General features: G+C 65.6%; 22 protein-coding genes. 15 read left to right on the forward strand and 7 right to left on the reverse strand.

Going from position 1 to position 23,431, the window contains the following annotated elements:
- The first annotated feature begins 94 nt into the window (after positions 1-94).
- The gene (locus tag AABA86_RS17305) at positions 95-1,642 is read left to right on the forward strand and encodes a winged helix-turn-helix domain-containing tetratricopeptide repeat protein (protein WP_338307644.1); all 1,548 of its coding nucleotides are present in this window, start codon (positions 95-97) and stop codon (positions 1,640-1,642) included.
- On the opposite strand, the gene irr is transcribed toward AABA86_RS17305, so the two are convergent.
- Complete coding sequence (irr, locus tag AABA86_RS17310) at positions 1,639-2,121, reverse strand: Fur family transcriptional regulator Irr (RefSeq protein ID WP_246550133.1); 483 nt, start codon at positions 2,119-2,121, stop codon at positions 1,639-1,641. The two genes, AABA86_RS17305 and irr, sit on opposite strands and share 4 nt — an antisense overlap.
- 188 nt (positions 2,122-2,309) lie before the next feature.
- On the opposite strand from irr, the gene AABA86_RS17315 reads away from it, so the two are divergent.
- Positions 2,310-2,621 carry a hypothetical protein gene (locus tag AABA86_RS17315; RefSeq protein ID WP_212247284.1) on the forward strand — a complete coding sequence of 104 codons (312 nt, stop codon included), beginning with the start codon at positions 2,310-2,312 and terminating at the stop codon, positions 2,619-2,621.
- Positions 2,622-2,624: 3 nt separating this feature from the next.
- Here the strand turns inward: AABA86_RS17315 and AABA86_RS17320 are convergent, their stop codons facing one another.
- From AABA86_RS17320 to AABA86_RS17330, 3 genes are all read right to left on the reverse strand, one after another.
- A complete protein-coding gene (locus AABA86_RS17320) occupies positions 2,625-3,194 on the reverse strand; it encodes a DUF2147 domain-containing protein (protein WP_338307645.1) in 570 nt (189 codons plus the stop codon).
- 32 nt (positions 3,195-3,226) lie between these two features.
- Positions 3,227-3,889: a DUF3313 domain-containing protein gene (locus AABA86_RS17325; RefSeq protein ID WP_338307646.1), complete on the reverse strand. Its 663-nt coding sequence runs from the start codon at positions 3,887-3,889 to the stop codon at positions 3,227-3,229.
- 248 nt (positions 3,890-4,137) lie between these two features.
- The gene (locus AABA86_RS17330; RefSeq protein ID WP_338307647.1) at positions 4,138-4,776 is read right to left on the reverse strand and encodes a TetR/AcrR family transcriptional regulator; all 639 of its coding nucleotides are present in this window, start codon (positions 4,774-4,776) and stop codon (positions 4,138-4,140) included.
- A gap of 215 nt (positions 4,777-4,991) precedes the next feature.
- Here AABA86_RS17330 and AABA86_RS17335 point away from each other — a divergent pair, with 215 nt between their 5' ends.
- The 7 genes from AABA86_RS17335 to AABA86_RS17365 all read left to right on the forward strand — a co-directional run bounded on the left by AABA86_RS17335 (position 4,992) and on the right by AABA86_RS17365 (position 11,002).
- On the forward strand, positions 4,992-6,542 hold the full coding sequence (locus tag AABA86_RS17335; protein ID WP_212247291.1) for an ABC transporter substrate-binding protein: 1,551 nt from the start codon (positions 4,992-4,994) through the stop codon (positions 6,540-6,542).
- 273 nt (positions 6,543-6,815) lie between these two features.
- A complete protein-coding gene (locus AABA86_RS17340) occupies positions 6,816-7,787 on the forward strand; it encodes an ABC transporter permease (RefSeq protein WP_338307648.1) in 972 nt (323 codons plus the stop codon).
- Positions 7,784-8,623, forward strand: coding sequence for an ABC transporter permease (locus tag AABA86_RS17345; RefSeq protein WP_338307649.1), 840 nt, complete (start codon positions 7,784-7,786; stop codon positions 8,621-8,623). Before AABA86_RS17340 ends, AABA86_RS17345 begins: the two co-directional genes overlap by 4 nt.
- Before the next feature lie 2 nt (positions 8,624-8,625).
- Positions 8,626-10,245 (forward strand): ABC transporter ATP-binding protein, encoded by a 1,620-nt coding sequence (locus AABA86_RS17350; RefSeq protein WP_338307650.1) that lies wholly within the window; start codon positions 8,626-8,628, stop codon positions 10,243-10,245.
- Between the two features lie 46 nt (positions 10,246-10,291).
- Positions 10,292-10,585 carry a hypothetical protein gene (locus AABA86_RS17355; RefSeq protein ID WP_338307651.1) on the forward strand — a complete coding sequence of 98 codons (294 nt, stop codon included), beginning with the start codon at positions 10,292-10,294 and terminating at the stop codon, positions 10,583-10,585.
- Positions 10,586-10,619: 34 nt separating this feature from the next.
- Positions 10,620-10,796 carry a hypothetical protein gene (locus AABA86_RS17360; RefSeq protein WP_338307652.1) on the forward strand — a complete coding sequence of 59 codons (177 nt, stop codon included), beginning with the start codon at positions 10,620-10,622 and terminating at the stop codon, positions 10,794-10,796.
- Positions 10,793-11,002 carry a hypothetical protein gene (locus tag AABA86_RS17365; RefSeq protein WP_212247302.1) on the forward strand — a complete coding sequence of 70 codons (210 nt, stop codon included), beginning with the start codon at positions 10,793-10,795 and terminating at the stop codon, positions 11,000-11,002. The genes AABA86_RS17360 and AABA86_RS17365 overlap by 4 nt, the downstream gene beginning before the upstream one ends.
- A gap of 16 nt (positions 11,003-11,018) precedes the next feature.
- Here the strand turns inward: AABA86_RS17365 and AABA86_RS17370 are convergent, their stop codons facing one another.
- Positions 11,019-11,303, reverse strand: coding sequence for a hypothetical protein (locus AABA86_RS17370; RefSeq protein WP_212247304.1), 285 nt, complete (start codon positions 11,301-11,303; stop codon positions 11,019-11,021).
- A 207-nt stretch (positions 11,304-11,510) separates the two neighbouring features.
- Between AABA86_RS17370 and AABA86_RS17375 the strand changes: the two genes are divergently transcribed.
- The 4 genes from AABA86_RS17375 to AABA86_RS17390 all read left to right on the forward strand — a co-directional run bounded on the left by AABA86_RS17375 (position 11,511) and on the right by AABA86_RS17390 (position 16,309).
- On the forward strand, positions 11,511-11,831 hold the full coding sequence (locus AABA86_RS17375) for a hypothetical protein (RefSeq protein ID WP_028139866.1): 321 nt from the start codon (positions 11,511-11,513) through the stop codon (positions 11,829-11,831).
- Positions 11,832-12,055: 224 nt separating this feature from the next.
- On the forward strand, positions 12,056-12,781 hold the full coding sequence (locus AABA86_RS17380; RefSeq protein WP_212247305.1) for an outer membrane protein: 726 nt from the start codon (positions 12,056-12,058) through the stop codon (positions 12,779-12,781).
- 166 nt (positions 12,782-12,947) lie between these two features.
- Complete coding sequence (locus tag AABA86_RS17385) at positions 12,948-15,113, forward strand: methyl-accepting chemotaxis protein (protein WP_338307653.1); 2,166 nt, start codon at positions 12,948-12,950, stop codon at positions 15,111-15,113.
- A gap of 134 nt (positions 15,114-15,247) precedes the next feature.
- The gene (locus AABA86_RS17390; protein ID WP_212247307.1) at positions 15,248-16,309 is read left to right on the forward strand and encodes an MBL fold metallo-hydrolase; all 1,062 of its coding nucleotides are present in this window, start codon (positions 15,248-15,250) and stop codon (positions 16,307-16,309) included.
- Positions 16,310-16,373: 64 nt separating this feature from the next.
- Here AABA86_RS17390 and aroQ read toward each other — a convergent pair whose 3' ends face one another.
- On the reverse strand, positions 16,374-16,805 hold the full coding sequence (gene aroQ, locus AABA86_RS17395) for a type II 3-dehydroquinate dehydratase (RefSeq protein ID WP_091960086.1): 432 nt from the start codon (positions 16,803-16,805) through the stop codon (positions 16,374-16,376).
- 344 nt (positions 16,806-17,149) lie between these two features.
- Here aroQ and hemA point away from each other — a divergent pair, with 344 nt between their 5' ends.
- Positions 17,150-18,379, forward strand: coding sequence for a 5-aminolevulinate synthase (gene hemA / locus AABA86_RS17400; protein WP_338307654.1), 1,230 nt, complete (start codon positions 17,150-17,152; stop codon positions 18,377-18,379).
- 400 nt (positions 18,380-18,779) lie between these two features.
- Positions 18,780-22,289 (forward strand): PAS domain-containing hybrid sensor histidine kinase/response regulator, encoded by a 3,510-nt coding sequence (locus AABA86_RS17405; protein ID WP_212247308.1) that lies wholly within the window; start codon positions 18,780-18,782, stop codon positions 22,287-22,289.
- A gap of 146 nt (positions 22,290-22,435) precedes the next feature.
- Here AABA86_RS17405 and AABA86_RS17410 read toward each other — a convergent pair whose 3' ends face one another.
- Positions 22,436-23,107 carry a response regulator gene (locus AABA86_RS17410; protein WP_338307655.1) on the reverse strand — a complete coding sequence of 224 codons (672 nt, stop codon included), beginning with the start codon at positions 23,105-23,107 and terminating at the stop codon, positions 22,436-22,438.
- Positions 23,108-23,431: the final 324 nt, after the last annotated feature.

Genomic DNA, 23,431 nt, shown 5'->3' on the forward strand with positions numbered 1-23,431 from the left:
CGCCTCACCATGCATCCCGGACGGGCCTAAGACTTTCGCGACCGGTTGATTTTCGCCTGAGACGACTTTGATTTTTGCTTGAGACGACAGAAACGTGCGATTTCGCTTTGAAAACAACGTGCTCGACGGCGACCTGCGGGAGCTCACCTGCGGCGGGGCTGCCGTGCCGCTGCAGCCGCAAGTGTTCGACCTCTTGCTCTATCTCGTCGCGCAACGGACGCGTGTGGTCAGCAAGGATGACCTGATCAGCCAGGTCTGGAGCGACCGCATCGTCTCGGATTCCGCGCTGAACAGCCGGATCAACGCCGCGCGCAAGGCGCTCGGCGACGACGGCGCGACGCAGCGGCTGATCAAGACCATCCCGCGCAAGGGCTTTCGTTTCGTCGGCGAGGTCCGGGAAGAATTGGCAGCGTCGATCGTGCCGGCCGAAGCCAGGCCCGTGCCCTCACGCGTCGGGGACCGCCCGGCGATCGCGGTGCTCGCCTTCGAGAACATGAGCGGCGATCCCGCGCAGGACTATTTCGGCGACGGCATCAGCGAGGACATCCTCACGGCGCTGTCGAAGCAACGCTGGTTCATGGTGATCGCCCGCAACTCGTCCTTCACCTACAAGGGACGCGCAGTCCATCTCAGGCAGATCGCGGAGGAGCTCGGCGTCAGCTACGTCGTCGAAGGCAGCGTGCGCAAGGCGAACAACCGGGTGCGCATCACCGCGCAGCTCAACGATGCCACATCAGGCAGCCATCTGTGGGCCGAGCGCTACGACCGCGAGCTGGTCGACGTCTTCGCCGTCCAGGACGAGATCACCAACGCGATCGTCGCGGCGATCGAACCACAGATTCACGCGGCCGAAAGTTTTCGCGCCCACCGCAAGGCGCCTGCGAGCCTGGACGCATGGGATCTGCTGATGCGGGCGTTGTCACATTATTGGCGCGTGACCCGGCGCGATCACGACACCGCACGGACGCTGCTCGAACGCGCGATCGGGATCGATCCGAATTACGGCCAGGCGCTGTCGGTGCTGGCGGCGAATTACATGTTCGGTGTGCATCTCGGCTGGGCCGAGCTCGCCGCCGTGGCGCCGGTGGCGGAAGCCGCCGCGCTGGCCGCGGTGCGCTGCGACCATGAGGATGCCTGGGCGCATGTTGCGCTCGGCAGCGTCTGCTTCTCGACACGCAGGCTCGCGGACGCGCTGTCCGCGTTCGAGCAGGCGCTCGCGCTCAATCCGAACTTCTCGCTGGCGCAGGGCTATTACGCACTGGCGCTGTCCTATGCCGGGCGATCGAAAGATTCGTTCGAGGCCGCGCAACGGGCGATCCGGCTGTCACCGCGCGATCCGTCGCTGGCGATCTATCACGGCATCGCTGGCTATGCGCGCTTCACCGAACGCCGTTATGACGAGGCCATCGCGCTGGCGCGCGAGGCGATCCGTCATCGCGGCGATCTCACCGGCGCCTACCGCGTGCTCGCGGTTTCCGCCGGCATGACCGGCGACGAGATGCTTGCGGAGACGGCGCTGAGCGAGCTCCGCCGCACCCAGCCCGACATCTCGCTGCACTGGATCGCGACGCAACTGCCGTGGGCCAATGACGGGGATCGCGAGCACTATCTGGAAGGATTTCGGCGCGCGGGGTTGCGCTAGCGCTTGCGGCGCAAATGGACGATGACGTCGAGCCGCGCGATCTCGTGGCCGGGAAGCGCCTCGGGGATCTTGGTGAAGGCGAGGCCTTCGGCGACGTCGACCAGCATATCCTCGCCTTCGAGATAGAAGTGCGGGTGCACCGATGTATCGGTGTCGAAGAACGACTTGATGCCGTCCGCCGCGATCCGGCGCAGCAGGCCGGCCTCGGTGAACTGGTTCAGGGTGTTGTAGACGGTCGCGAGCGACAGATACGCGCTCGCCGCCATCGCTTCTTCGAAGAGGCTCTCGGCGGTGACATGACGATGGCCGCGCAGGAACAGCAACTGGCCGAGCGCCAGCCGCTGGCGCGTCGGCCGCAGGCCGGCATCAACAAGCAATTGCAGACAGTGCTGCACGCCCGCATCGGGCGGCAGCTCGAGGCCGGCGACATCAGGTCCGCTATCGTCGACCGCAGGGATATTCGTGGCCTGGATGTCCATCGATCGTCTCACGCGTCTCACGGCTCAAGGGAGCAGGACGCACAGCGCCGGGCCCCGCCAGTTGCTATTCGATCGCAAAAGCGGCGGCCTGGCTTTGATCCGGATCAAATCCGAAAGCCGCCTCTGACCTATCGCAAGGCAGCCCGGTTTATTCCCGGCCAGAAATGGCTGATATCGACGAGGTTCAGATGTCCAGGCCGGTTCCCGACAAGGCAGAGATCGCGCTCGAATATCCCGACAAGTTCTATGTCGGTACCTTCGAGCATTCGTCGCGGTTCGAGGCGCGGCTCGACGGCAGCGGCGTCGCGCTGGTGCTGCAGCATCCCGGCGCGGCCGACGAACGCAAATCGGTGCACCTGCACCTCAATTTCGGCCTCCTCGCCGGCATCCTGCGCGAGCTCGCCGTCAGCGTCGCCGCCCTCCCCAAGGACGACATCGCACACCGCGAGCAGCTCGCGGACGCGCTCGACGAATTGCGCCGGGCGCTGCGCAGCTCCTGAAGGCTACTTCGCTTTCGCCTGGATCGGCCTCGGGGCCGGCACCGCCGCCCATTCCTTGTCGGCGCGGGGGCCGTTGAGATCGCCGGTCAGGCCGACGAGCTGGCCGGGCAGCACGTCGAGGGTCTGCTGCCAGGTCTGGGTCTGGCACAGGAATTTGATGAGGCAGCCCTTGAGCTTGAGGCGATCAGGCGACTCGCGCCAGATCGACACCGCGTAGGACTTGCCGTCCTCGGCGTTGTAGATGTCGCCGGCAAAGCGCCCCTCGGGCGTCGCCTGCAGGCCCATGATGAGCTGGTGGCCGAGCAGTGCGCGGGCGCGCTTGTCGGGATCCGGATTCTGGCTGTCGCGGTAAGGCTGGCCGCGCTTGTCGGCCGGCTCCTTCATCCAGACGATGAAGCCGCAAAGGCGATCGCGCGACGGCCCGCAGCGCTCGAGGCGAATGCGGGCGCGGCCGTCCTCGACCAGCCAGGTGCCGCTCGGATCTGTCGGCGTGACGGCGCCGGCGCGGCCGCCGAACGCCAGCATCACGATCGTGATCGCAATGCGCAGCACGAAGCGAAGGAGAATATTCATCAGCAGCACCTTTGGTTGAATGGATCGCGGCGTCAGTTCAGCTGCGCCATCAGCGCGTCGGCGCCCTCGTCGAGGCCGGCCGTGGCGGCCGCGAGCGCGCCGGTGGTGGCCTTGATGTCGTAGGCAGCAGGGTATTGCTTGGTGACGTAGGCGGAGAGCAGCCGCGAGGTCGTGGCGTCGAAGATCTCGACGCCGTAGACGACCGAGCCGGTCATCGTCCCCTCGCCGTCGCGTGCGGCTTGCACGCCGTTGTAGACGGCGCCGGCAAGGTCGAACCGCGAGAGCGTGCCGAGCACCGGCGTGTTGGCGACGGCGCCGGTGAGTGTCAGCCTGATCCGCAGCGTGTTCGGCCCGGGCTCGCGCACCAGCACGAAGCGGCCGCGCAGCCGGTCGGCGAAACAGTTCTGCATGTAGGCAGCGAGCGTCGCCTTGTCCTTGCCGGACATGTCGCCGAACTGATGATCCCGGCCACGATAGATCACGACGGGATCGAGGATCACTTTGCTATAGGTGCGCCAGTCGACCGGCGTGGAATAGCGGTAGGGTACGCGGCCGGAGGCGTCCGATTTGTCCGGCGCCATGTAGGCCGAGGACGCCATCTCCGAATAGGGCACCGGCGCGATCGACGCGCAGCCGGCCGCGGCCACGCAAAGCACCAGCGTTCCCAGACCGCGCACCGCGATCGAGCGATTCATTCCAGACTCCTCTTGGCACTGTTCTGGCGATGGCGACCGCAGCCACGTCAGGGACCAGACGCGGCTGCGGGGCTCACCATTGCCAACCCTCGGCTTCGTCCGGGGCGTTTCGGAAGCGTTGGGCTGCCTCAGTGCCTGGATTTATAAAACCGACTAGGCGGTTTGTAAAGTTCGAAAATCAGACCCTGACGCATTTGGCCGCAGGCGCGGCTTTGGGCAGGCACCGGTTCGATTTCGTTAACGATGAATCAGGCGCGCTTGCGCCGGGTTGCGGCCTTCGCGACCGCTGCCGTTCCGGATTTGGCGGCACGTTTTGCGGCCGGCTGTTCGAGGCCGGTCCACTGCGCATCGTCGAGCAGGCGCGCGAACAGTCGCTGGTGCTCGTCCTTGCTGAGCGGCGACATGCCGAACAGCGAACTCAGCAGCAGTCCCATCGCTCCGGCCCAACGCAGCATCGCGAGATCGGGATCCGTGGCCTCTTCCCTGATCGCGGCCATCCGCTCCATCTCGCGCTCGCGCGGCAGCGCCATCAGACGCGGATTCTCCACCATGGCCGCAACCAGCGCCAGCGCCGCGGAATTCGGCGACGTCGCCGCTTCGCGCACCGTGGCCAGCTGGGTCGCCAGATTGGGATTCGCGGAGGTCTCGCTCGCCTTCGCCATATAACGCGTCGAGAATTCCTCGAAATGCGCCATCTGCCGGTCGAGCAACGCCTTCAGCACCGCCTCCTTGGTGCGGAACTGATGCATCACGCCGCCCTTGCTCAGCCCGCTCTCGCGCGCAATCGCATCGAGCGTCAACCGGCCCGGGCCGTCGCGCGCGATGATCGCGATGGCCGCTTCGAGCGCAGCGTTGCGGGACCGTTCGGAGCGCGTGGCATTGTCCATGGCCGACTTGTCTCCGTGACGCCGAGATGAATCAAGTGAAAACAGGACGCGCTGTACATTTTTTGTGCGAGCACTGTCGCGACTTTCATCTTGCGGCGCCGAACGGGACTGTGTGAGCCTCGATACCGGATGGGGACTGGGATGGGCCGGCCGTAGCTTTGCGCGCCATGACGTGCGAAGCGTTGACGGCTGGTCTCGCTTGAGAAAGATACGACATGCCGAAACGAGTGTTGCTTGGTCTCCTCCTGGCGTGCGGCCTCACGGCCCCGACACTGGCGCAAGAGCCGAAGACGGGAGGTGTGGTCAATGCAGTGATCCAGCCCGAGCCGCCCGGCCTGATGCTGGCGATGGTCCAGAACGGCCCGGTGCAGATGGTGTCGGGCAACATCTTCGAAGGGCTGCTGCGCTACAGCCCCAAGCTCGAGCCGCAGCCGGAGCTCGCCGAGAGCTGGAGCGTCAGCGAGGACGCCAAGACCTACACCTTCAAGCTTCGGAAGGGTGTGACCTGGCATGACGGCAAACCTTTCACCGCCGCCGACGTGCTGTTCTCGATCGAGATGCTGAAGCAGACCCACGCGCGCGCCCGCAACAACCTCGCGCAGGTCGACAAGGTCGAGGCGCCCGACGATTACACTGTCGTCTTCACGCTGAAGCAGCCGTTCGGCCCGTTCCTCGGCATCTTCGAGGTCGGTTCGATGCCGATGGTGCCCAAGCATCTCTATGACGGCACCGACTGGAAGACCAATCCCTACAACAACGCCCCGGTCGGCACCGGCCCCTTCATGTTCAAGGAATGGCAGAAGGGCTCGTTCATTCGCCTGGCCAAGAACCCGAACTATCACGAGAAGGGCAAACCCTATCTCGACGAGATCTACTGGCAGATCATTCCCGACGCCGCCGCGCGCTCGGTGGCCTACGAGACCGGCAAGGTCGACGTGCTGCCCGGCGGCTCGGTCGAGAATTTCGACGTGCCGCGGCTGTCCAAGCTGAAGGACACCTGCGTCACCGGCGCCGGCTGGGAGTTCTTCTCGCCGCTGGCCTGGCTGTGGCTCAACAACCGCCAGGGCCCGCTCGCCGACAAGCGGGTGCGGCAGGCGGTCATGTACGCGATCGACCGCGAATTCGCCAAGGACGTGATCTGGAACGGGCTCGGCAAGGTCGCGACCGGCCCGTCCGCCTCGACCATCAAATACTATACCGACGACGTGCCGAAATATCCGTACGACCCGGCCAAGGCCAAGGCCCTCTTGAAGGAAGCCGGCTACAAGGGCGAGAAGATCCGCCTGCTGCCGCTCGCTTATGGCGAGACCTGGCAGCGCTGGGGTGAAGCGGTGAAGCAGAATCTGCAGGACGTCGGCATCAACATCGAGACGATCGCCACCGACGTTGCCGGCGGCAACCAGAAGATCGGCGACTGGGACTATGACATCGCCTTCACCTATCTCTACCAGTATGGCGATCCCGCGCTCGGCGTCGGCCGAAACTACGTCTCCAGCGCCATCGCCAAGGGCCAGGTCTTCAACAACGTCGAGGGCTACTCCAACCCCGAGATCGACAAGCTGTTCGCCGACGGCGCCGTCGCAACGCCGGACTCCAAGCGCAAGGAGATCTACGAGAAGGCGCAGAAGATCCTGGTCGAGGACGTGCCGGTGGCCTGGATGCTCGAGCTGCAATTCCCGACCATCATGCGCTGCAAGGTCAAGAACCTGATCACCACGGGGATCGGGGTCAATGACGGCTTCAAGGACGCATGGCTCGACAAGTGAGGAGGGGCGCTTCGCGTCTGGTCTCTCGTGCTGTAGCTTTCGCCGAATGATTGCCGTCCGAGCCACGGAAAAGGTGCACCTCTCCCGCTTGCGGGGGAGGTCGACGCGCGCCGGGCGATGCGAAGCATCGTCCCGAGCGCGGCGGGTGGGGGCTTTCTCCGCTCGGGGACCTTCTCTGCGGAAACACCCCCACCCCTACCCTCCCCCGCAAGCGGGAGAGGGAGCGCATCATCGCTGCGGCGACCCTCTCGTCAAACAAGCGTCACTCTAAGTATGCTCTCATTCGTCGCTCAGCGTGTCCTCAAGGGCGTGATCGTCCTGCTTGCGATCGTCGTCCTCAATTTCTTCCTGATCCGGCTTGCGCCCGGCGACCCCGCTGTCGTGATGGCGGGCGAGGCCGGGGCCAGTGACCAGATCTTCGTCAAGCAGCTCAGGGAGAAATTCGGCCTCGACAAGCCGTTGCCCGAGCAGCTCTTTATCTACGTCAAGGGCATCGTCACCCTCGACCTCGGCTTCTCCTTCCGCCAGCAGGCGCCGGTCGCAAAGCTGATCGGCGAGCGGCTGCCGGCGACGCTGCTGCTGACACTGACGGCATTTTCGATCTCGCTCATGCTCGGCATTCTCTTCGGCACCTTCGCAGCGCGCTTTGCCGGGACCTTTCTCGACACCGCCATCACCGTCTTTGCCCTGATCTTCTACGCCATGCCGATCTTCTGGGTGGCGTTGATGGGCATCCTGCTGTTCTCGGTGACCATGGATTGGCTGCCGAGTTTTGGTTACGAGACGGTCGGTGCGAACCTCACCGGCTTCGCCCACGCGGTCGACGTCGCAAGACACCTGATCATGCCGGCGATGACGCTCGGCCTGTTCTTCATGGCGACCTATACCCGCATGACGCGCGCCTCGATGCTGGAGGTGAAGCGGCTCGACTTCGTCAAGACCGCGCGCGCCAAGGGCCTCTCCGACGCCGTGATCCAGCGCCGCCACGTGCTACGCAACGCGCTGCTGCCGGTCGTGACGCTGGCCGGCGTGCATTCCGGCACGCTGATCGGCGGCGCCGTCATCACCGAGACCGTGTTCGCCTGGCCCGGCATCGGGCGGCTGATGTACGACGCGCTGCTGCAGCGGGACTACAATCTGCTGCTCGGCGTCTTCGTGATCTGCTCGGCCATGGTCCTGATCTTCAACCTCATCACCGACCTCGTCTATCGCCTGGTCGATCCGCGCATCGAATTCGCCTCATGAAACAATTCTGGAAATCGATGCTGCGCAGCCCGAGCGGCGTCATCGGGCTCATCATTCTGGTTCTCGCGATCTCGGTCGCATTGTTCGGACCGATGCTGTTCCCGAACTCGCCCTGGCGCATGGTGCAGCGGCCGTTCCTGCCGCCCTTCACGCTCTCGACGGTGCCGCTCGGCACCGACGCGCTCGGCCGCGACGTGTTCGCCGGCATGATTTTTGGCGCGCGCGTCTCGCTGCTTGTCGGTCTCGTCTCCACGCTGGTCGCGCTGATCGTCGGCGTCCCCATCGGCGCCATGGCCGGCTATTTCGGCGGCAGGATCGATGACGCCCTGATGCGCTTCACCGAGTTCTTCCAGACCATTCCGAGCTTCGCGCTTGCGATCGTGCTGGTCGCGATCCTGCAGCCCTCGATCTACTCGATCGTGACCTCGATCGCGCTGGTGAGCTGGCCGCCGGTCGCCCGCCTCGTGCGCGGCGAGGTGCTGTCGCTGCGCACGCGCGAATATGTCCAGGCCGCCGTGGTCACCGGCCAGAGCAATAGCTGGATCATCATGCGCGAGATCCTGCCGAACGCGCTGTCGCCCGTGATCGTGCTGGCCTCGCTGATGGTGGCGACCGCGATCCTGCTGGAGTCCTCGCTGTCGTTCCTCGGCCTCGGCGATCCCAATCTGATTTCCTGGGGCTACATGGTCGGCGCCGGCCGCACCGTGATCCGCCAGGCCTGGTGGATCACGGTGTTTCCCGGCGTCGCCATCCTGATCTCGGTGCTGGGTCTCAACCTGATCGGCGAAGGCCTCAACGACGCGCTCAATCCGCGGCTGTCGCGGGAGGGACGCTGACGATGACCGCCCCGCCCGCCGTCTCCATCAAGAACTTGCGGATCGCGCTGCCGGAGGGAGCCGAGCGCCCCTTCGCCGTCGACGGCGTCTCGCTCGATTTGCGGCCCGGCAAGATCGTCTGCGTCGTCGGCGAATCCGGCTCCGGCAAGTCGATGTGCGCGCATGCGCTAATGGGCCTGTTGCCCGATACGGTCTCGGTCGCCTCCGGCGAGATTCAGTTCGAAGGACGCGACCTGCTCAAGCTCGACGACGACGGCTGGCGCGATCTGCGCGGCCGCCGTCTCGCGATGATTTTTCAGGAGCCGATGACCGCGCTCAATCCGCTGATGCGGATCGGCGACCAGATGGCGGAGATGTTCGAGGCCCACGGCCTGCTGACGCCGAGGGAGCGGCGCGCCAGAGCGCTCGCTTTGGCACGGGAAGTCGGCCTGCCCGACCCCGAGCGCATCGTCCGCGCCTATCCGCACCAGCTCTCCGGCGGCCAGCGCCAGCGCGCCATGATCGCGATGGCGCTGGCGCTGGAGCCGGCCGTGCTGGTCGCGGACGAGCCGACCACCGCGCTCGACGTCACCACGCAGGCGCAGATTCTCAAGCTGATCCGCAACCTCCAGCGCAATCGCAACATGGCGGTGATGTTCATCACCCACGATTTCGGCGTGGTCGCCGATATCGCCGATCAGGTCGTCGTGCTCCGGCACGGCAAGGTGGTCGAGGAAGGCCCGGCCGCGACCGTCTTCAAAGCGCCGCAGCACGACTACACCAAGGCGCTGCTCGCCGCGGTGCCCTCGATGGATCCGCCGGCGCGCGCGCCGCTCGACGACCAAGCCAGGGCCGTCGAGGTGATCGGGCTCGACAAGACCTATGTCACCTCGGGCGGCTGGTTTCGCGAAGACCGCCGCGTCGATGCCGCGCGCGCGGTCAATTTTGACCTCCTCAGGGGCGAGACGCTCGGCCTCGTCGGCGAATCCGGCTCCGGCAAATCGTCGGTGGCGCGCCTGGTGATGCGGCTGATCGAAGCCGACCGCGGCACGGTGCGGATCGGCGAGACCGATCTCACCTCGCTGTCGGGCAAGGCGCTGCGCGCCGAACGCCATCGCATCCAGATGATCTTCCAGGATCCGTTCGCCTCGCTCAATCCGCGCCGCAAGGTCGGCCACATCATCGCCGACGGCCCGATCGCGGCCGGCCTTGATCCAAAGGCGGCGTTCGACCGCGCCCGCGATCTCCTCAAGATGGTCGGACTCGATGCCGGCGCGCTCGAGCGCTATCCGCATGAATTCTCCGGCGGCCAGCGTCAGCGCATCGGCATTGCGCGCGCGCTGGCGCTGGAGCCCGAGATCATCGTCGCCGACGAGGCCGTCTCCGCGCTCGACGTCTCCGTGCAGGCGCAAGTCTTGCGGCTGCTCGAAGACCTCAAGGCGCGACTCGGTCTCTCGATGCTGTTCATCACCCACGATCTACGCGTCGCCGCCCAGATCTGCGACCGCATCGCGGTGATGCAGCGCGGCGCCATCGTCGAGCTGAAGCCGACCGCGCAGCTCTTCGCCGCGCCGGAGCATGCCTATACGCGCGAGCTGCTGGCGGCGGTGCCGGGACGGAAAGAGCGCGCGCCGGCGGCGTGAGGATCGACCGCACCGAGTCGCCGAATTCCGGGATGGTTCCAAAAACTTGCACGCGGCCCGAGGTGAAACCTATTCGGTCCAGAAGAATTTTCTCCACGAAAATATCCTTGCCGATGATCGCAGGGAGCAAGTCGACACCGGCATTCGCTCGCGCGGCTTCCGAAGCCCCGTGACGGATGTGAGCTGGTGGGCGGTCTCTCAACCCGGCGCATCAAAGGCACTGGAGACGTTGGGATTCCGGAGTGCGCTCACGCGCTTTTTATTCCTTCGTGATCGGCGACACCGCTTCAAAGCCGAAGACGGCGTCATAGATGACGATGAAATGATGGTCGTCAGCTGATGACGGGATTTGCCAACTGATATTCGGAGCCAACATGGGCGAAGTCATTCGATTTGTCTCAAAGTCCGAGCGCGAGCGCGCACGTCTCATCCAGGAGGCGCGCGCCATCTACGACAGTATCTTCCCACCGACCGACCCGGCCAGCGAAGGCCAGGATAAGGCCGCGATCGGCCGTACCTATATCGGCCGCGACGGGGGTAACCTGTCGTGATCAAGATCATCGCCGTGCTTTGCAGCCTTGCCTCCCCGACCAATTGTCACGAGCAGGTCGTCACCACCTCGGATTTCGCGCAGGTCTCGGTGCAGTCCTGCCTGATGGGCGCGCCGCAACTCGCCGACTGGATGAGCCAGCATCCGGCGGAGCGACTGGCTGCGTGGCGCTGCGTGATCGGTCAACAGGCCGGCCGGGGCATCTGAGGCCGAAGGCCGTGCCCTATCTCGTGGTGTTGCTCCAGGTGGGCACCGAGTTGGTCACGCCGACCGAGGGCCAATTGTACGATCCGACCGACGGCGCCGTGACCGTCCCGGCCGTCTGGCCGGACGAGCCGTAGGACGCCCTCGGCTGCGCTGCGGGCGCTCCGGCGCCGCCATAGGTCGGGGCCACCACGCCCGTGCTGTAGTTTCGGCTCGACCGGGCCTTCTTCGCTTCAGCCGCAAAGGGCGCGGCAAGCAGCCCGGTCGTGATGAGCGCGGCAATCGCGAGTTTGATGCTTGTCATGGCTGATCCCTCGGTCGCTGGGGGCCCCTTGTGCCATGTGTTCATTGATCGGACGAAGTCCATAGGCACAAGTTCATAACTCCGTGCGCGGGCGAAGGTGCCGAGGCAATGCCGCCACCTCCATTTCGGACGGATCATGCCCGCCTTCGGATGGACCCGAATCAGCGCTAGGGCATTGCCCTCAGCGACTTCGCGTATTGAGGCGACATGACCGGGCCCGAACTGAAGCAACTCCGCGCCGACCTCTCCGATGCCCTCGAGCGGAAGCTCACTGCCGCCGACATGGCAAAGCTCTGCGGATTGCCGGAGAAAGGCGGCGGCGACACCATCCGGCGCTGGGAGGTGAGCGGCCCGACACCGGCGGTGACCAAGGTGCTGCGCGTGCTTGCGATGGCGAGCGAGCGCTATCCCATCCTGGAGAAGTTCGACATCTTCGATCGCCATGACGTGCGCGAGGAGGACCGCCCCGCAAAGCGCGCGGCGTTCCGCGAACAGATGCGCGATGAGGCGCGACGGCGTCTTGGTTAACGAAGGACGCGCAGAGGTTACCGGCAGCTTGTGAAGTTAAGCCTTCCTTCACCACTTCTTAAGCCGGCATTAAGCACGAAAATCATTTGCAGCCCAATAAGTTAGGTTGGGTCTCGTTGTGCCATGCATGTGACAGCATTTTCGTCAAAAGCGAGCTATCTGCAAAACCAACGCGGCGCGGAAAGCGCGCCTGCCGGGGACCTTAAGTGTCGGAGTTCAAGACGATGAAGAAGATTCTGTTTGCGACCGTTGCGCTGCTCGTGGTGGGCGCTGCTGCGCCGGCCGTCGGTGCCGATCTCGGCAACCGCAACTATTACAAGTCGCCCGCGCCGGCCTATGCCGCGCCGATCTACAACTGGACCGGTTTCTACATCGGTGGCCACGTCGGCGGCGCGTTCTCCAGCGACAACAATTTCAACGGCCTTTCCACCGGCAACAACGGCAACGGCCGTTTCCTCGGCGGCGTGCAGGTCGGTGGCGACTGGCAGTTCCACCCGAACTTCGTGGTCGGCGTCGAGGGCCAGTATTCCTGGCTCTCCGGCAGCGTCGGCGCCGTGTTTCCGGGCGGCATCGCCTACACCAACGATCAGCGTGGCCTCGGCTCGATCACCGGCCGCGTCGGCTACACCTGGGGCCCCGGCCTCGTCTATGTGAAGGGCGGCTACGCCTATTCGGACAACAACGAGAAGGTAACCGTCGGCGGCGTGCCCGCCGCGTTCGTCATCACTGGCGATCACCGCAACGGCTACACGGTCGGCGCCGGCCTCGAATACATGTTCGCCCCGAACTGGTCGGCCAAGGCCGAGTACCAGTACTACAATTTCGGCGAAGCGAGCTTCACCGGCGGTCCGCTCGCAGGCACCGGCAGCTTCACCACCGACGACCACACCATCAAGGCGGGCGTCAACTACCGCTTCAACTGGGCAAGCCCGGCCGTCGCGCGCTACTGATCGGTTACCACAACCTTACCATGACGGGGGGGGCCGGCGATTTCGCCGGCCCTTCTTTTTTCGCCCTGCGGAACACATGCAACCGTTTGCGGAGATTGCGAATTTTTAACCCGCCGTGCGGATACTGCCGGCCACAAACAGAAGCAAGAACGTTGGGGGAATTTCGATGGCGATCCGTTTCAGCCTTGGCAGCTCACTTGGCGGCCCACTTGGCCGAATGCGGCCTCGTTTCAAAATGCCGACCTGGGGCGTACGCGGCAGCCTGTTCGCCGCCTTCGCGGTGATCGCCGGCATGGGCCTCGTGATCGCGGCCGGCGCCGGCCTGGCGTTGCAGAATCTCGGCGGGCGCATGACCGAACTGAGCGGGCGGGACATTCCGCGCCTTGCCGCCAGCCTGCAATTGTCGGCATTGAGCGCGAGCCTTGCGGCACAGGGACCTGCCCTGCTCGCGGCGCAAAGCGAGGAAGCGCTGAACGAGCGCACCAAGAAGCTCAAGGAGCTGCAGGAGCAAACACAGCAGAAGCTCAACGAGATCATCCAGCTCGGCGGCGACAAGGCCGTCGTCTCCGGACTCAGCGAGACGATGAAGAGCATCAACGAGGCGGCCCAGAGCCTGGCCAAGGCCGCGCGCGAACGGCTCGATATCGCCGCCCTCCACGACAAGCAATATGACGCGCTGCGCAGCGCCCAGGGCGCCTTCGTCGGCGCGGCCAGCCCGGCGATGCTCGACGCGCAGACCCGGGTCAACGCCATTCTCGGCTCGGCCGACCTGTCCGCGGCCGATGCCAGCGACGCCGCACAGACCGTCGGCCAGCTCGGCAACGTCGTCGCCAGCGGCAATCTCGCAGCCGCCGACATGAGTGCGGCGCTGTCGGCCAACACGAGCGACAAGCTCGACGACATCCAGAAGGGCTTCAAGACGGCACAGGGCCGCCTGCGATCCAACCTCGACCTGTTGCCCGACAACCAGGGCAACAAGATGCTGCGCGAGACCGCGGAGAAGCTGCTCGCGCTCGGCACCGGCAAGACCGGCGTCTTCAACCTGCGTGAGAAGGAGCTCGACTCCGTCGACTACGGCCAGACCATCCTCGACGAGACCCGCAAGCTCAATGTCGGCCTCGGCATCAGCGTGCAGCAGCTCGTCGACGGCGTGCAGAAAGAGACCAACGCCTCGACCTCGCAGGCGCAGCAGGAGACCTCGCTCGCGACGACCGTGATGCTGGCGCTCGGGGCCTTGATGCTGGTCGGCTCGGCGCTGTTCGTCTGGCTCTATGTCGGCCGCAACATCCTGCGCCGCATCCGCGAGCTTCAGCGCGCCATGCAGCTGCTGTCGGCCGGCGACCTCGACACCGAGATCGTCCGCTCCCGGCAGAACGACGAGATCGGCGTGATGAAGGAAACGCTGACCGTGTTCCGCGACAGCATGATCGAAGCCCGGGCGCTCGCCGGCGAGCAGGACAAGGACCGGATCGCCAAGGCCGAGCGGGCCGCGCGCATGGAAGCCAAGATCGCCGAATTCGAAAGCACGGTGCGCTCCGCGCTCGACAATCTGGCGCAGTCGGCCAATTCGATGCAATCGACCGCGCAGAGCATGTCGACCACCGCCGACCAGTCCAACGCGCTGGTCAACGCGGTCGCCTCCGCCGCCGAGGAGACCTCGGTCAACGTCCAGACCGTGTCGTCAGGCACCGAGCAGCTGTCGTCCTCGATCGAGGAGATCAGCAAGCAGGTCGTCACCTCGGCCGCGATCGCCAAGAAGGCGGTCGACGAGGCCGGCGCCACCGACACCACGGTGCAGAGCCTCGCCGACAGCGCGAGCCGCATCAGCGTCGTGGTCGACCTGATCCAGACCATCGCCTCGCAGACCAATCTGCTCGCGCTCAACGCCACCATCGAGGCGGCGCGTGCGGGCGAGGCCGGCCGCGGCTTTGCGGTGGTTGCCTCCGAGGTGAAGAGCCTCGCGAGCCAGACCGCCAAGGCCACGGAGGAAATCCGCACCCAGATCGCCAGCATGCAGGAGATCACGACCTCGGCGGTCGGCGCCATCCAGGGCATCGGCCGGATCATCGGCGAGATCGACAACGTGACCACGACGATCGCAGCCGCGGTCGAGGAGCAGGGCGCCGCCACCCGCGAGATCGCGCGCAACATCCAGCATGCCGCCGGCGGCACCAGCGAGGTCTCCAGCAACATCGTCGGCGTCTCCACCGCCTCGGCCGAAGCCGGCGCCGCGGCAAACGAAGTGCTGGGCGCCTCCGACGCGCTCCGCCGCGAAGCCGACATGCTGCGCGGAGAGATCGACGCGTTCCTCAACAACATGCGGGCGGCGTAACAGCGCCGGCCCGTAGCCCGGACGGCGCTCCATCCGGGCTACGGAAAAACACGCCCGGTATGACCGCCATGCGGAGACCACGGGCCAGCCTTTTTCGGCTGGCGCCCCGCGCGCGCTGGGTTTAAGCCGATAGCATGAACGCGAAAACCGACACCGCACAGTCCTCAGCCGAAGCCCTGCGCTACCCCTGGGAGCAGCACCCTGGCCACGACGAGATCGTCGAGGTCAGGCCCGGCGTGCTGTGGGCGCGGCTGAAATTGCCGTTCCGCCTCAACCACGTGAACATCTACCTGCTCGCCGACGGCGACGGCTATGCGATGGTGGATACCGGCTTCGGCAACGAGGAGACGATCGAGGCCTGGACCAAGCTGTTCGACGGACCGCTGAAAGGCGTCCACATCACGCGCCTGATCGTCACCCACTCCCACCCCGACCATGTCGGACTCGCGGGGTGGGTCGTCGAGCGGTTCAACTGCCCGCTGGTGATGTCGCAGGTCGAATATCTGCAATCGGTCTATCACCAGAACCGCGGCACCGCGGAGCGGCAGGAGGCGCAGCGGCTGTTCTTCCGTCGCCACGGCATGGACGAGTCGCTCACCGAAAAGCTGCTCGGCCGCGGCCAGGATTATCTCAAGCGCGTCTCGGTGCTGCCGCCCTCCTACCGCCGCATCTCCCATGGCGAGGACGTCGTGATCGGCACGCGCCGCTTCAAGGTGATCACCGGCGGCGGCCACGCGCTCGACCAGGTGATGCTGTATTGCGCCGACGACAAGCTGTTCCTCTCCGCCGACCAGGTGCTGAGCAAGATCTCGCCCAATGTCAGCGTCTGGGCGGTCGAGCCCGACCAGAACTCGCTCGGCGAATATCTGGCCTCACTCGCCAGCCTCACCACGACGCTGCCCTATGACGTGCTGGTGCTGCCCGGCCATGGCGTGCCGTTCTACGGATTGAAGACCCGGATCAAGCAGCTCGCCGACCACCATGAAGAGCGCTGCCGCCTGATCGCGGAAGCCTGCCGCGAGGTGCCGCAGACCTCGCGCGCCTTGGTACCCGTCGTGTTCAACAAGCATGTGCTCGACGAACACCAGATGGGCTTTGCCGCCGGAGAGCTCGTCGCCCACGTCAACTACATGATCGTCGAGGGCCGGCTGACGGCGGAGACGAAGGACGGCGTGCTGCAGTTCAGGACGACGTGAGCGTTTCTTAGCCTCTCACCGTAAGAACGGCGCGAGGGAGCGCACCGCCCTCCCCGCGAACACCTCACTTCATATTTGCGATCGCATGCAGCGCCGCGATGTAGCCGAACGGGCCCAGGCCGCAGATCACCCCGGTCGCCACGAACGAGATCTTGGAGTGGCGGTGATATTCGTCGCGGGCGTGGATGTTGGAGATGTGGACTTCCAGCACCGGCCCTTCGAACGTCTTGATCGCGTCCATGATCGCGACCGAGGTGAAGGAGAAGCCGGCCGGATTGATGATGATGGCGTCGGCGTCCTGCCGCGCCGACTGGATCAGGTCGACCAGCACGCCTTCGTGGTTGGATTGGTGGAAGGCGAGCTTGAGCCCGAGCGTTGCGGCGGCCGCCTCGCAACTCGCGTTGACCTCTGCGAGCGTCGTGGTGCCGTAGATATGCGGCTCGCGAATGCCGAGCATATTGAGGTTGGGACCGTTCAGAATCATGACTCGCTTCATCGGGCGTCCTTTCGCATGAGCTTGCCGCCGGGCGCCGATCCGCGCCTCGCAGAAAGCAAGGCTACGACATCGGCGCGACCGGCTCCGCCATCATGGACGGAGCGCGCCCCATGGACAAAATGTCCATGGCAGCGGCAACGGTCCCTGGCTTTCCCGGGGGCCTCGGCCCGCGCGGGCGGGCCAGTGTTAGGCGTTTGATCCACATCAACTATCGCCGGCGAGACGCCGCTATCAATGGACCCGCGCACCCCGTCACAAATGTGTGCGGGCGCATGGACATTGGAGCTGGAAAAGCTCTAAAAATGAGCGGCCGCCGTGGCCGGGTTCCGTTGCAGGTTTTGCCGATGGATTACAACCAGTTCTTCGATTCCGCCCTCGATCGTCTCCACTCCGAGCGGCGCTACCGCGTGTTCGCCGACCTCGAGCGCACGGCCGGCCGATTCCCGCACGCGGTCTGGCACTCGCCCAAGGGCAAGCGCGACGTCGTGATCTGGTGCTCCAACGATTATCTCGGCATGGGCCAGCATCCGAAGGTGGTCGGCGCCATGGTCGAGACCGCGACGCGCGTCGGCACCGGTGCCGGCGGCACCCGCAACATCGCCGGCACGCATCATCCGCTGGTTCAGCTCGAGGCCGAGCTCGCCGATCTCCACGGCAAGGAAGCCGCGCTGCTGTTCACCTCGGGCTATGTCTCGAACCAGACCGGCATCCCGACCATCGCAAAGCTCATTCCGAACTGCCTGATCCTGTCGGACGAGCTCAACCACAATTCGATGATCGAGGGCATCCGCCAGTCCGGCTGCGAGCGGGTCGTGTTCCGCCACAACGATCTTGCGCATCTGGAGGAGCTGTTGAAAGCGGCCGGCCCGAACCGGCCGAAGCTGATCGTCTGCGAGAGCCTCTATTCCATGGACGGCGACGTCGCCCCGCTCGCCAAGATCTGCGATCTCGCCGAGAAGTACGACGCGATGACCTATGTCGACGAGGTCCACGCGGTCGGCATGTACGGCCCGCGCGGCGGCGGCATCGCCGAGCGTGACGGCGTCATGCATCGCATCGATATCCTCGAAGGCACGCTGGCGAAAGCGTTCGGCTGCCTCGGCGGCTACATCGCCGCCAGCGGCCAGATCATCGACGCCGTGCGCTCCTATGCGCCGGGCTTCATCTTCACCACCGCGCTGCCGCCGGCGATCTGCTCGGCCGCGACCGCCGCGATCAAGCATCTGAAGACCTCGAACTGGGAGCGCGAGCGCCACCAGGACCGTGCTGCCCGCGTGAAGGCGATCCTCAACGCCGCCGGCCTGCCCGTGATGTCGAGCGACACCCACATCGTGCCGCTGTTCGTCGGCGATCCCGAGAAGTGCAAGCAGGCGTCCGACCTGCTGCTCGAGGAGCACGGCATCTATATCCAGCCGATCAACTATCCGACCGTCGCCAAGGGCAGCGAGCGGCTGCGCATCACGCCCTCGCCCTATCACGACGACGGCTTGATCGATCAGCTCGCCGAGGCCCTGCTGCAAGTGTGGGACCGTCTCGGCCTGCCGCTGCGCGAGAAGTCGCTGGCGGCGGAGTAGGCCTCTTCGCCTCTTCTTGAATCCAACTCGGACCGTCCCCGGAGCTCCCCCCCTCCCCGACCCTCCCCCGCAAGGGGGGAGGGAGCGAAACAGGTGTGCCCGCCTCACGTCGATTGAGCGCGACTGCCTGACGCTGCACTAGTCTCGCCCTTGTCCCTAGTCTCACCCTTGTTGCAGCGATAGACGCTCTCTCCGTTCCCTCCCCCCTTGCGGGGGAGGGTCAGGGAGGGGGGTGCCACACGGGGACTCTCTCGGTGGGCCTCAAGCGACCAGCTTAACGACAACCCCAGTTCCCGCCCCGGCGCGGTATTTCGCTGTCGCCTCCACTCGCCCAACGCGCTAGAACTAAAGGGAAAATGAGCTCGGGCGCGGCCAGCGCCCAGGGAGAAGCGCGCTCGCCATGCTGCACGATTGGGGCGTGATCGCCGCCGCCTTCGGCTATATCGGCTTCCTGTTCCTGGTGGCGAGCCATGGCGACCGCCGCTCGCCGGCCGGGCGCGGCCGTGCCTCCGGGCTGATCTATCCGCTGTCGCTGGCGATCTACTGCACCTCCTGGACCTTCTTCGGCTCGGTCGGCTTCGCCACCCGCACCTCGACCGACTTCCTCGCCATCTATGTCGGCCCGATCCTGATGATCGGGTTAGGGGCCGGCGTGTTGCGCCGCGTGATCCAGCTCGCGAAAGCCCACAACATCACCTCGATCGCCGACTTCATCGGGGCCCGCTATGGCAAGAGCCAGGCGGTGGCGGCCACCGTCGCGCTGATCGCGATCATCGGCTCGGTGCCCTACATCGCGCTCCAGCTCAAGGCGGTCGCCTCCTCGCTCGAAACGATCCTGAGCGAGGACCAGGCCTTCTCCCACATTCCGATCGTCGGCGACATGGCGCTGATGGTGACGCTGGCGATGGCGGCCTTCGCCGTGCTGTTCGGCACGCGGCAGACCGACGCCACCGAGCACCAGCACGGCCTGATGCTGGCGGTTGCGACCGAATCCATCATCAAGCTGGTCGCCTTCCTCGCCGCCGGCATCTTCGTCACCTTCTGGATGTTCTCGCCGCACGAATTGATCGAGCGCGCCATGAAGACACCGGAGGCGGTGCGCACCATCAACTATTCGCCCTCGATCGGCAACTTCCTCACCATGACGCTGCTGTCGCTCTGCGCGATCATGCTGTTGCCGCGCCAGTTCCACGTCAGTGTGGTCGAGAACTCCTCGGATGCCGAGGTCGGCCGCGCGCGCTGGCTGTTCCCGCTCTACCTCGTCGCCATCAATCTGTTCGTGATCCCGATCGCGCTCGCCGGCCTCGTCAGCTTCCCGTTCGGCGCGGCCGACCCCGACATGTACGTGCTGGCGCTGCCGATGGAGGGCGGTGCGGGGCCTCTCAGCGTCGCCATCTTCGTCGGCGGCCTGTCGGCCGCGACCGCGATGGTGATCGTCGAATGCGTCGCGCTCTCGATCATGGTCTCGAACGACCTCATCGTGCCGCTGGTGCTGCAGCGACGGCCGGAGGGACGCACCGGCGGCGCGGATTTCAGCGACTTCCTGCTGCGCTCGCGGCGGCTCGCGATCTTCGCCATCATGGTGATGGCTTATTTCTACTATCGCGCGCTCGGCAATACCCAGCTCGCGGCGATCGGCCTGCTCTCCTTTGCCGCCATCGCCCAGCTTGCGCCGAGCTTCTTCGGCGGGCTGCTGTGGCGGCGCGGGACCGCGCGCGGCGCCATCGGCGGCATGCTGGTCGGCTTCGCGGTCTGGCTCTACACGCTGTTCATGCCGAGCTTCATGGATTCCTCGACATCAGGCATCCTGCTGCTCCAGCACGGCCCCTTCGGCATCGAGGCGCTGCGGCCGCAGGCGCTGTTCGGCGCCGATCTGCCTCCGCTGATGCACGGCGTGATCTGGTCGCTGTCGCTCAACATCCTGACCTATGTACTGCTGTCGCTGGCGCGAAGGCCGTCGTCCATCGAGTTGCTGCAGGCCGATCTGTTCGTGCCCAATACGCTCGCGCCGATCTCGCCGAGCTTCCGCCGCTGGCGCACCACCGTCACCGTGCAGGACATCCAGACCACCGTGGCGCAATATCTCGGGCCCGACCGCGCCCGGCATTCCTTCGAGGCATTCTCCGCACGGCGCAATGTTCGTCTGGAGGCGGGAGCGCCCGCCGATTTCGAGCTGTTGCAGCACGCCGAGCATTTGATCGCCTCCTCGATCGGCGCGGCCTCCTCGCGCCTCGTGATGTCGCTGCTGCTGCGCAAGCGCACGGTATCGGCCAAGGCCGCGCTAAAACTGCTCGACGATTCGCACGCGGCCCTGCATTTCAACCGCGAGATCCTCCAGACCGCGCTCAACCACGTGCGCCAGGGCATCGCCGTGTTCGATGCCGACCTGCAGCTGATCTGCTCCAACCGGCAGTTCGGCGACCTCCTCAACGTGCCCCCGCACATCGTCCAGTTCGGCACGCCGCTGCGCGAGATCCTGGAATTCATCGGCGTGAGCGATCCGGACGATCCGGTCGAGCGCGAAGCCATGCTGGAGCGGCGTCTCGCCGCCTACACTACCGACAGCGAGCCATATCTCGAACGCCTGCCGGAACGCCACATGGTGATCGAAGTGCTCACCAACCGCATGCCCGGCGGCGGCTTCGTCATCACCTTCACCGATGTCACGCCGACCTTCGAAGCGGCGGAGGCGCTGGAGCGTGCCAACGCGACACTAGAAAAGCGCGTGCGCGACCGCACCGAGGAGCTGACGCGGCTGAACTCCGAGCTGGCGCTGGCCAAGAGCGCGGCGGAAGACGCCAGCATCTCCAAGACGCGCTTCCTCGCCGCCGCCAGCCACGACATTCTCCAGCCACTGAACGCGGCGCGGCTCTATGTCACGAGCCTCGTCGAGCGCCAGCACAGCGGCGAGGAGACGCGGCTGGTCGAGAACATCGACGAATCCCTGCAGGCGATCGAGGAGATCCTCGGCGCGCTGCTGGACATCTCGCGGCTGGACGCCGGCGCGATGACGACCTCGATCTCGAGCTTCAAGATGGCCGATCTGATGCGTTCGCTGGAAATCGAGTTCGCGCCGGTCGCGCGCGCCAAGAACCTGGAGCTCGCCTTCGTGCCGTGCTCGCTGCCGGTCGAATCGGACCGGCTGCTGCTGCGGCGCCTGCTGCAGAACCTGATCTCGAACGCGATCAAATACACCCCGCGCGGCCGCGTGCTGGTCGGCTGTCGCCGACAAGGCCCTTCGCTCAAGATCTGCGTCTACGACACCGGCGTCGGCATCCCGCCGGTCAAGCGCGGCGAGATCTTCAAGGAATTCCACCGCCTCGAGCAGGGGGCGCGGATCGCGCGCGGGCTGGGGCTCGGCCTGTCGATCGTCGAACGCCTGGCGCGCGTGCTCAAGCACGGCATCGCCATCGACGGCAACAGAAGCGGCGGCTCGGTCTTCTCCGTGACGGTGCCGACGGCGAAGGCGATCACCCACACCGCCGCCGTGACCAGCGCGACGCCGCTGGCACGGACGCCGATCTCGGGCGCGCTGATCGTCTGCATCGAGAACGACGCGGCGATCCTCGACGGCATGCGCACGCTGCTGAAGGCCTGGGACGCCGAGGTGATCGCGGTCGCCGATCCCGAAGGCGCGATCGCCGCAATCGAAACGGCGGGACGACGCGTCACCGGCCTTCTGGTCGACTATCATCTCGACCGCGGCAACGGCATCGCCGCCATCCGCGACATCCGCCGCCGCTTCGGCGACGCGATCCCCGCGATCCTGATCACGGCCGACCGCAGCCCCGCCGTGCAAGTCGCCGCCCGCGACGAGAAGGTCGCGGTACTGAACAAGCCGGTGAAGCCGGCCTCGCTCCGCGCGCTCCTCGGCCAGTGGCGCACGCAACAGATGGTGGCAGCGGAATAGGTGTTACTGGAAATCGGGCTTGCACATTCCTGACCCGTCATTCCCGCGCAACGGCGACGCCGTTGTCGCTAGAGGCGCGAGCCATGCGGTGCGGCAGCACCGCATGGCGAGCCTCGAAGGATGACGGATTTGATAACACGATGAACTCACCCCGTCGGCGTGCCCGACTTCCACTGGCCACTGGCGATCTTGGCGGCCGCGATCACCGCCTGGGTGCGGCTTTCGACGCCGAGCTTTTGCAGGATCGCCGAGACATGCGCCTTGATGGTGGCCTCGGAGACGCCGAGCTCATAGGCGATCTGCTTGTTGAGGAGGCCCTCCGACAGCATCATCAGGACCCGGACCTGCTGCGGCGTCAGCGTCACCAGACGGTCGCGCAGGCGCGTCATGTCGGGGTCGGCCGCAGCCGACAAATCGGTGTCGGCGGGAACCCAGACGTCGCCCTCCATCACCTTGAGGATGGCGTCGCGCAGGGTCTCGACGCCGAAACGCTTGGGAATGAAGCCGGAGGCGCCGAAATCGAGCGAACGGCGAATCGTGGCGCTGTCGTCGGACGCCGAGACGATCACCACCGGGATCGCCGGATATTGCGCACGCAGATAGATCAGGCCGGAAAAGCCTGAAATCCCGGGCATCGAGAGGTCGAGCAGGATCAGGTCGACGTCCGAGGTCTGTTCCAGGAGCTTGGTCAGATCCTCGAACGATCCGGCCTCGTCGATCCTGGCCGAGGTCAGGACGCCAGCCACCGCCTGTCGCAGCGCATCGCGGAAAAGAGGATGGTCATCGGCGATGACGAGATGGGTCGAGGGAGCGTTCATCGTTCTCTTGCTGTCGTTCGCGGGCCGGCGGACAGATCCCGGGTCCGTCAATTCTTCCCCGAGCGGCCGTGGCATGCAAGTGCACATTATCCCTTTGCTGCAAAGGGGTTAATCCGGAAGCCTACGTGGCGGCGCGCCGGTACCCGATACCGGGCGTCAGCTACGCGTCAGTGCGCAAGGCCGAAAGTCGTATTGGGGCGGGTTTCACGCCGATGTTACCTTGCAGCCAAGACCTGGGTTGATCCGGCATGTCCGGACGTCTGGGGCGCGAGGAAACGCATTTCGGGGAGCGACTCAACATGTCGACAATGGCTGTATCTCAAG

It is taken from the genome of Bradyrhizobium sp. TM233 (assembly GCF_036247965.1).
In the GTDB taxonomy this organism is placed as follows: domain Bacteria; phylum Pseudomonadota; class Alphaproteobacteria; order Rhizobiales; family Xanthobacteraceae; genus Bradyrhizobium; species Bradyrhizobium ottawaense.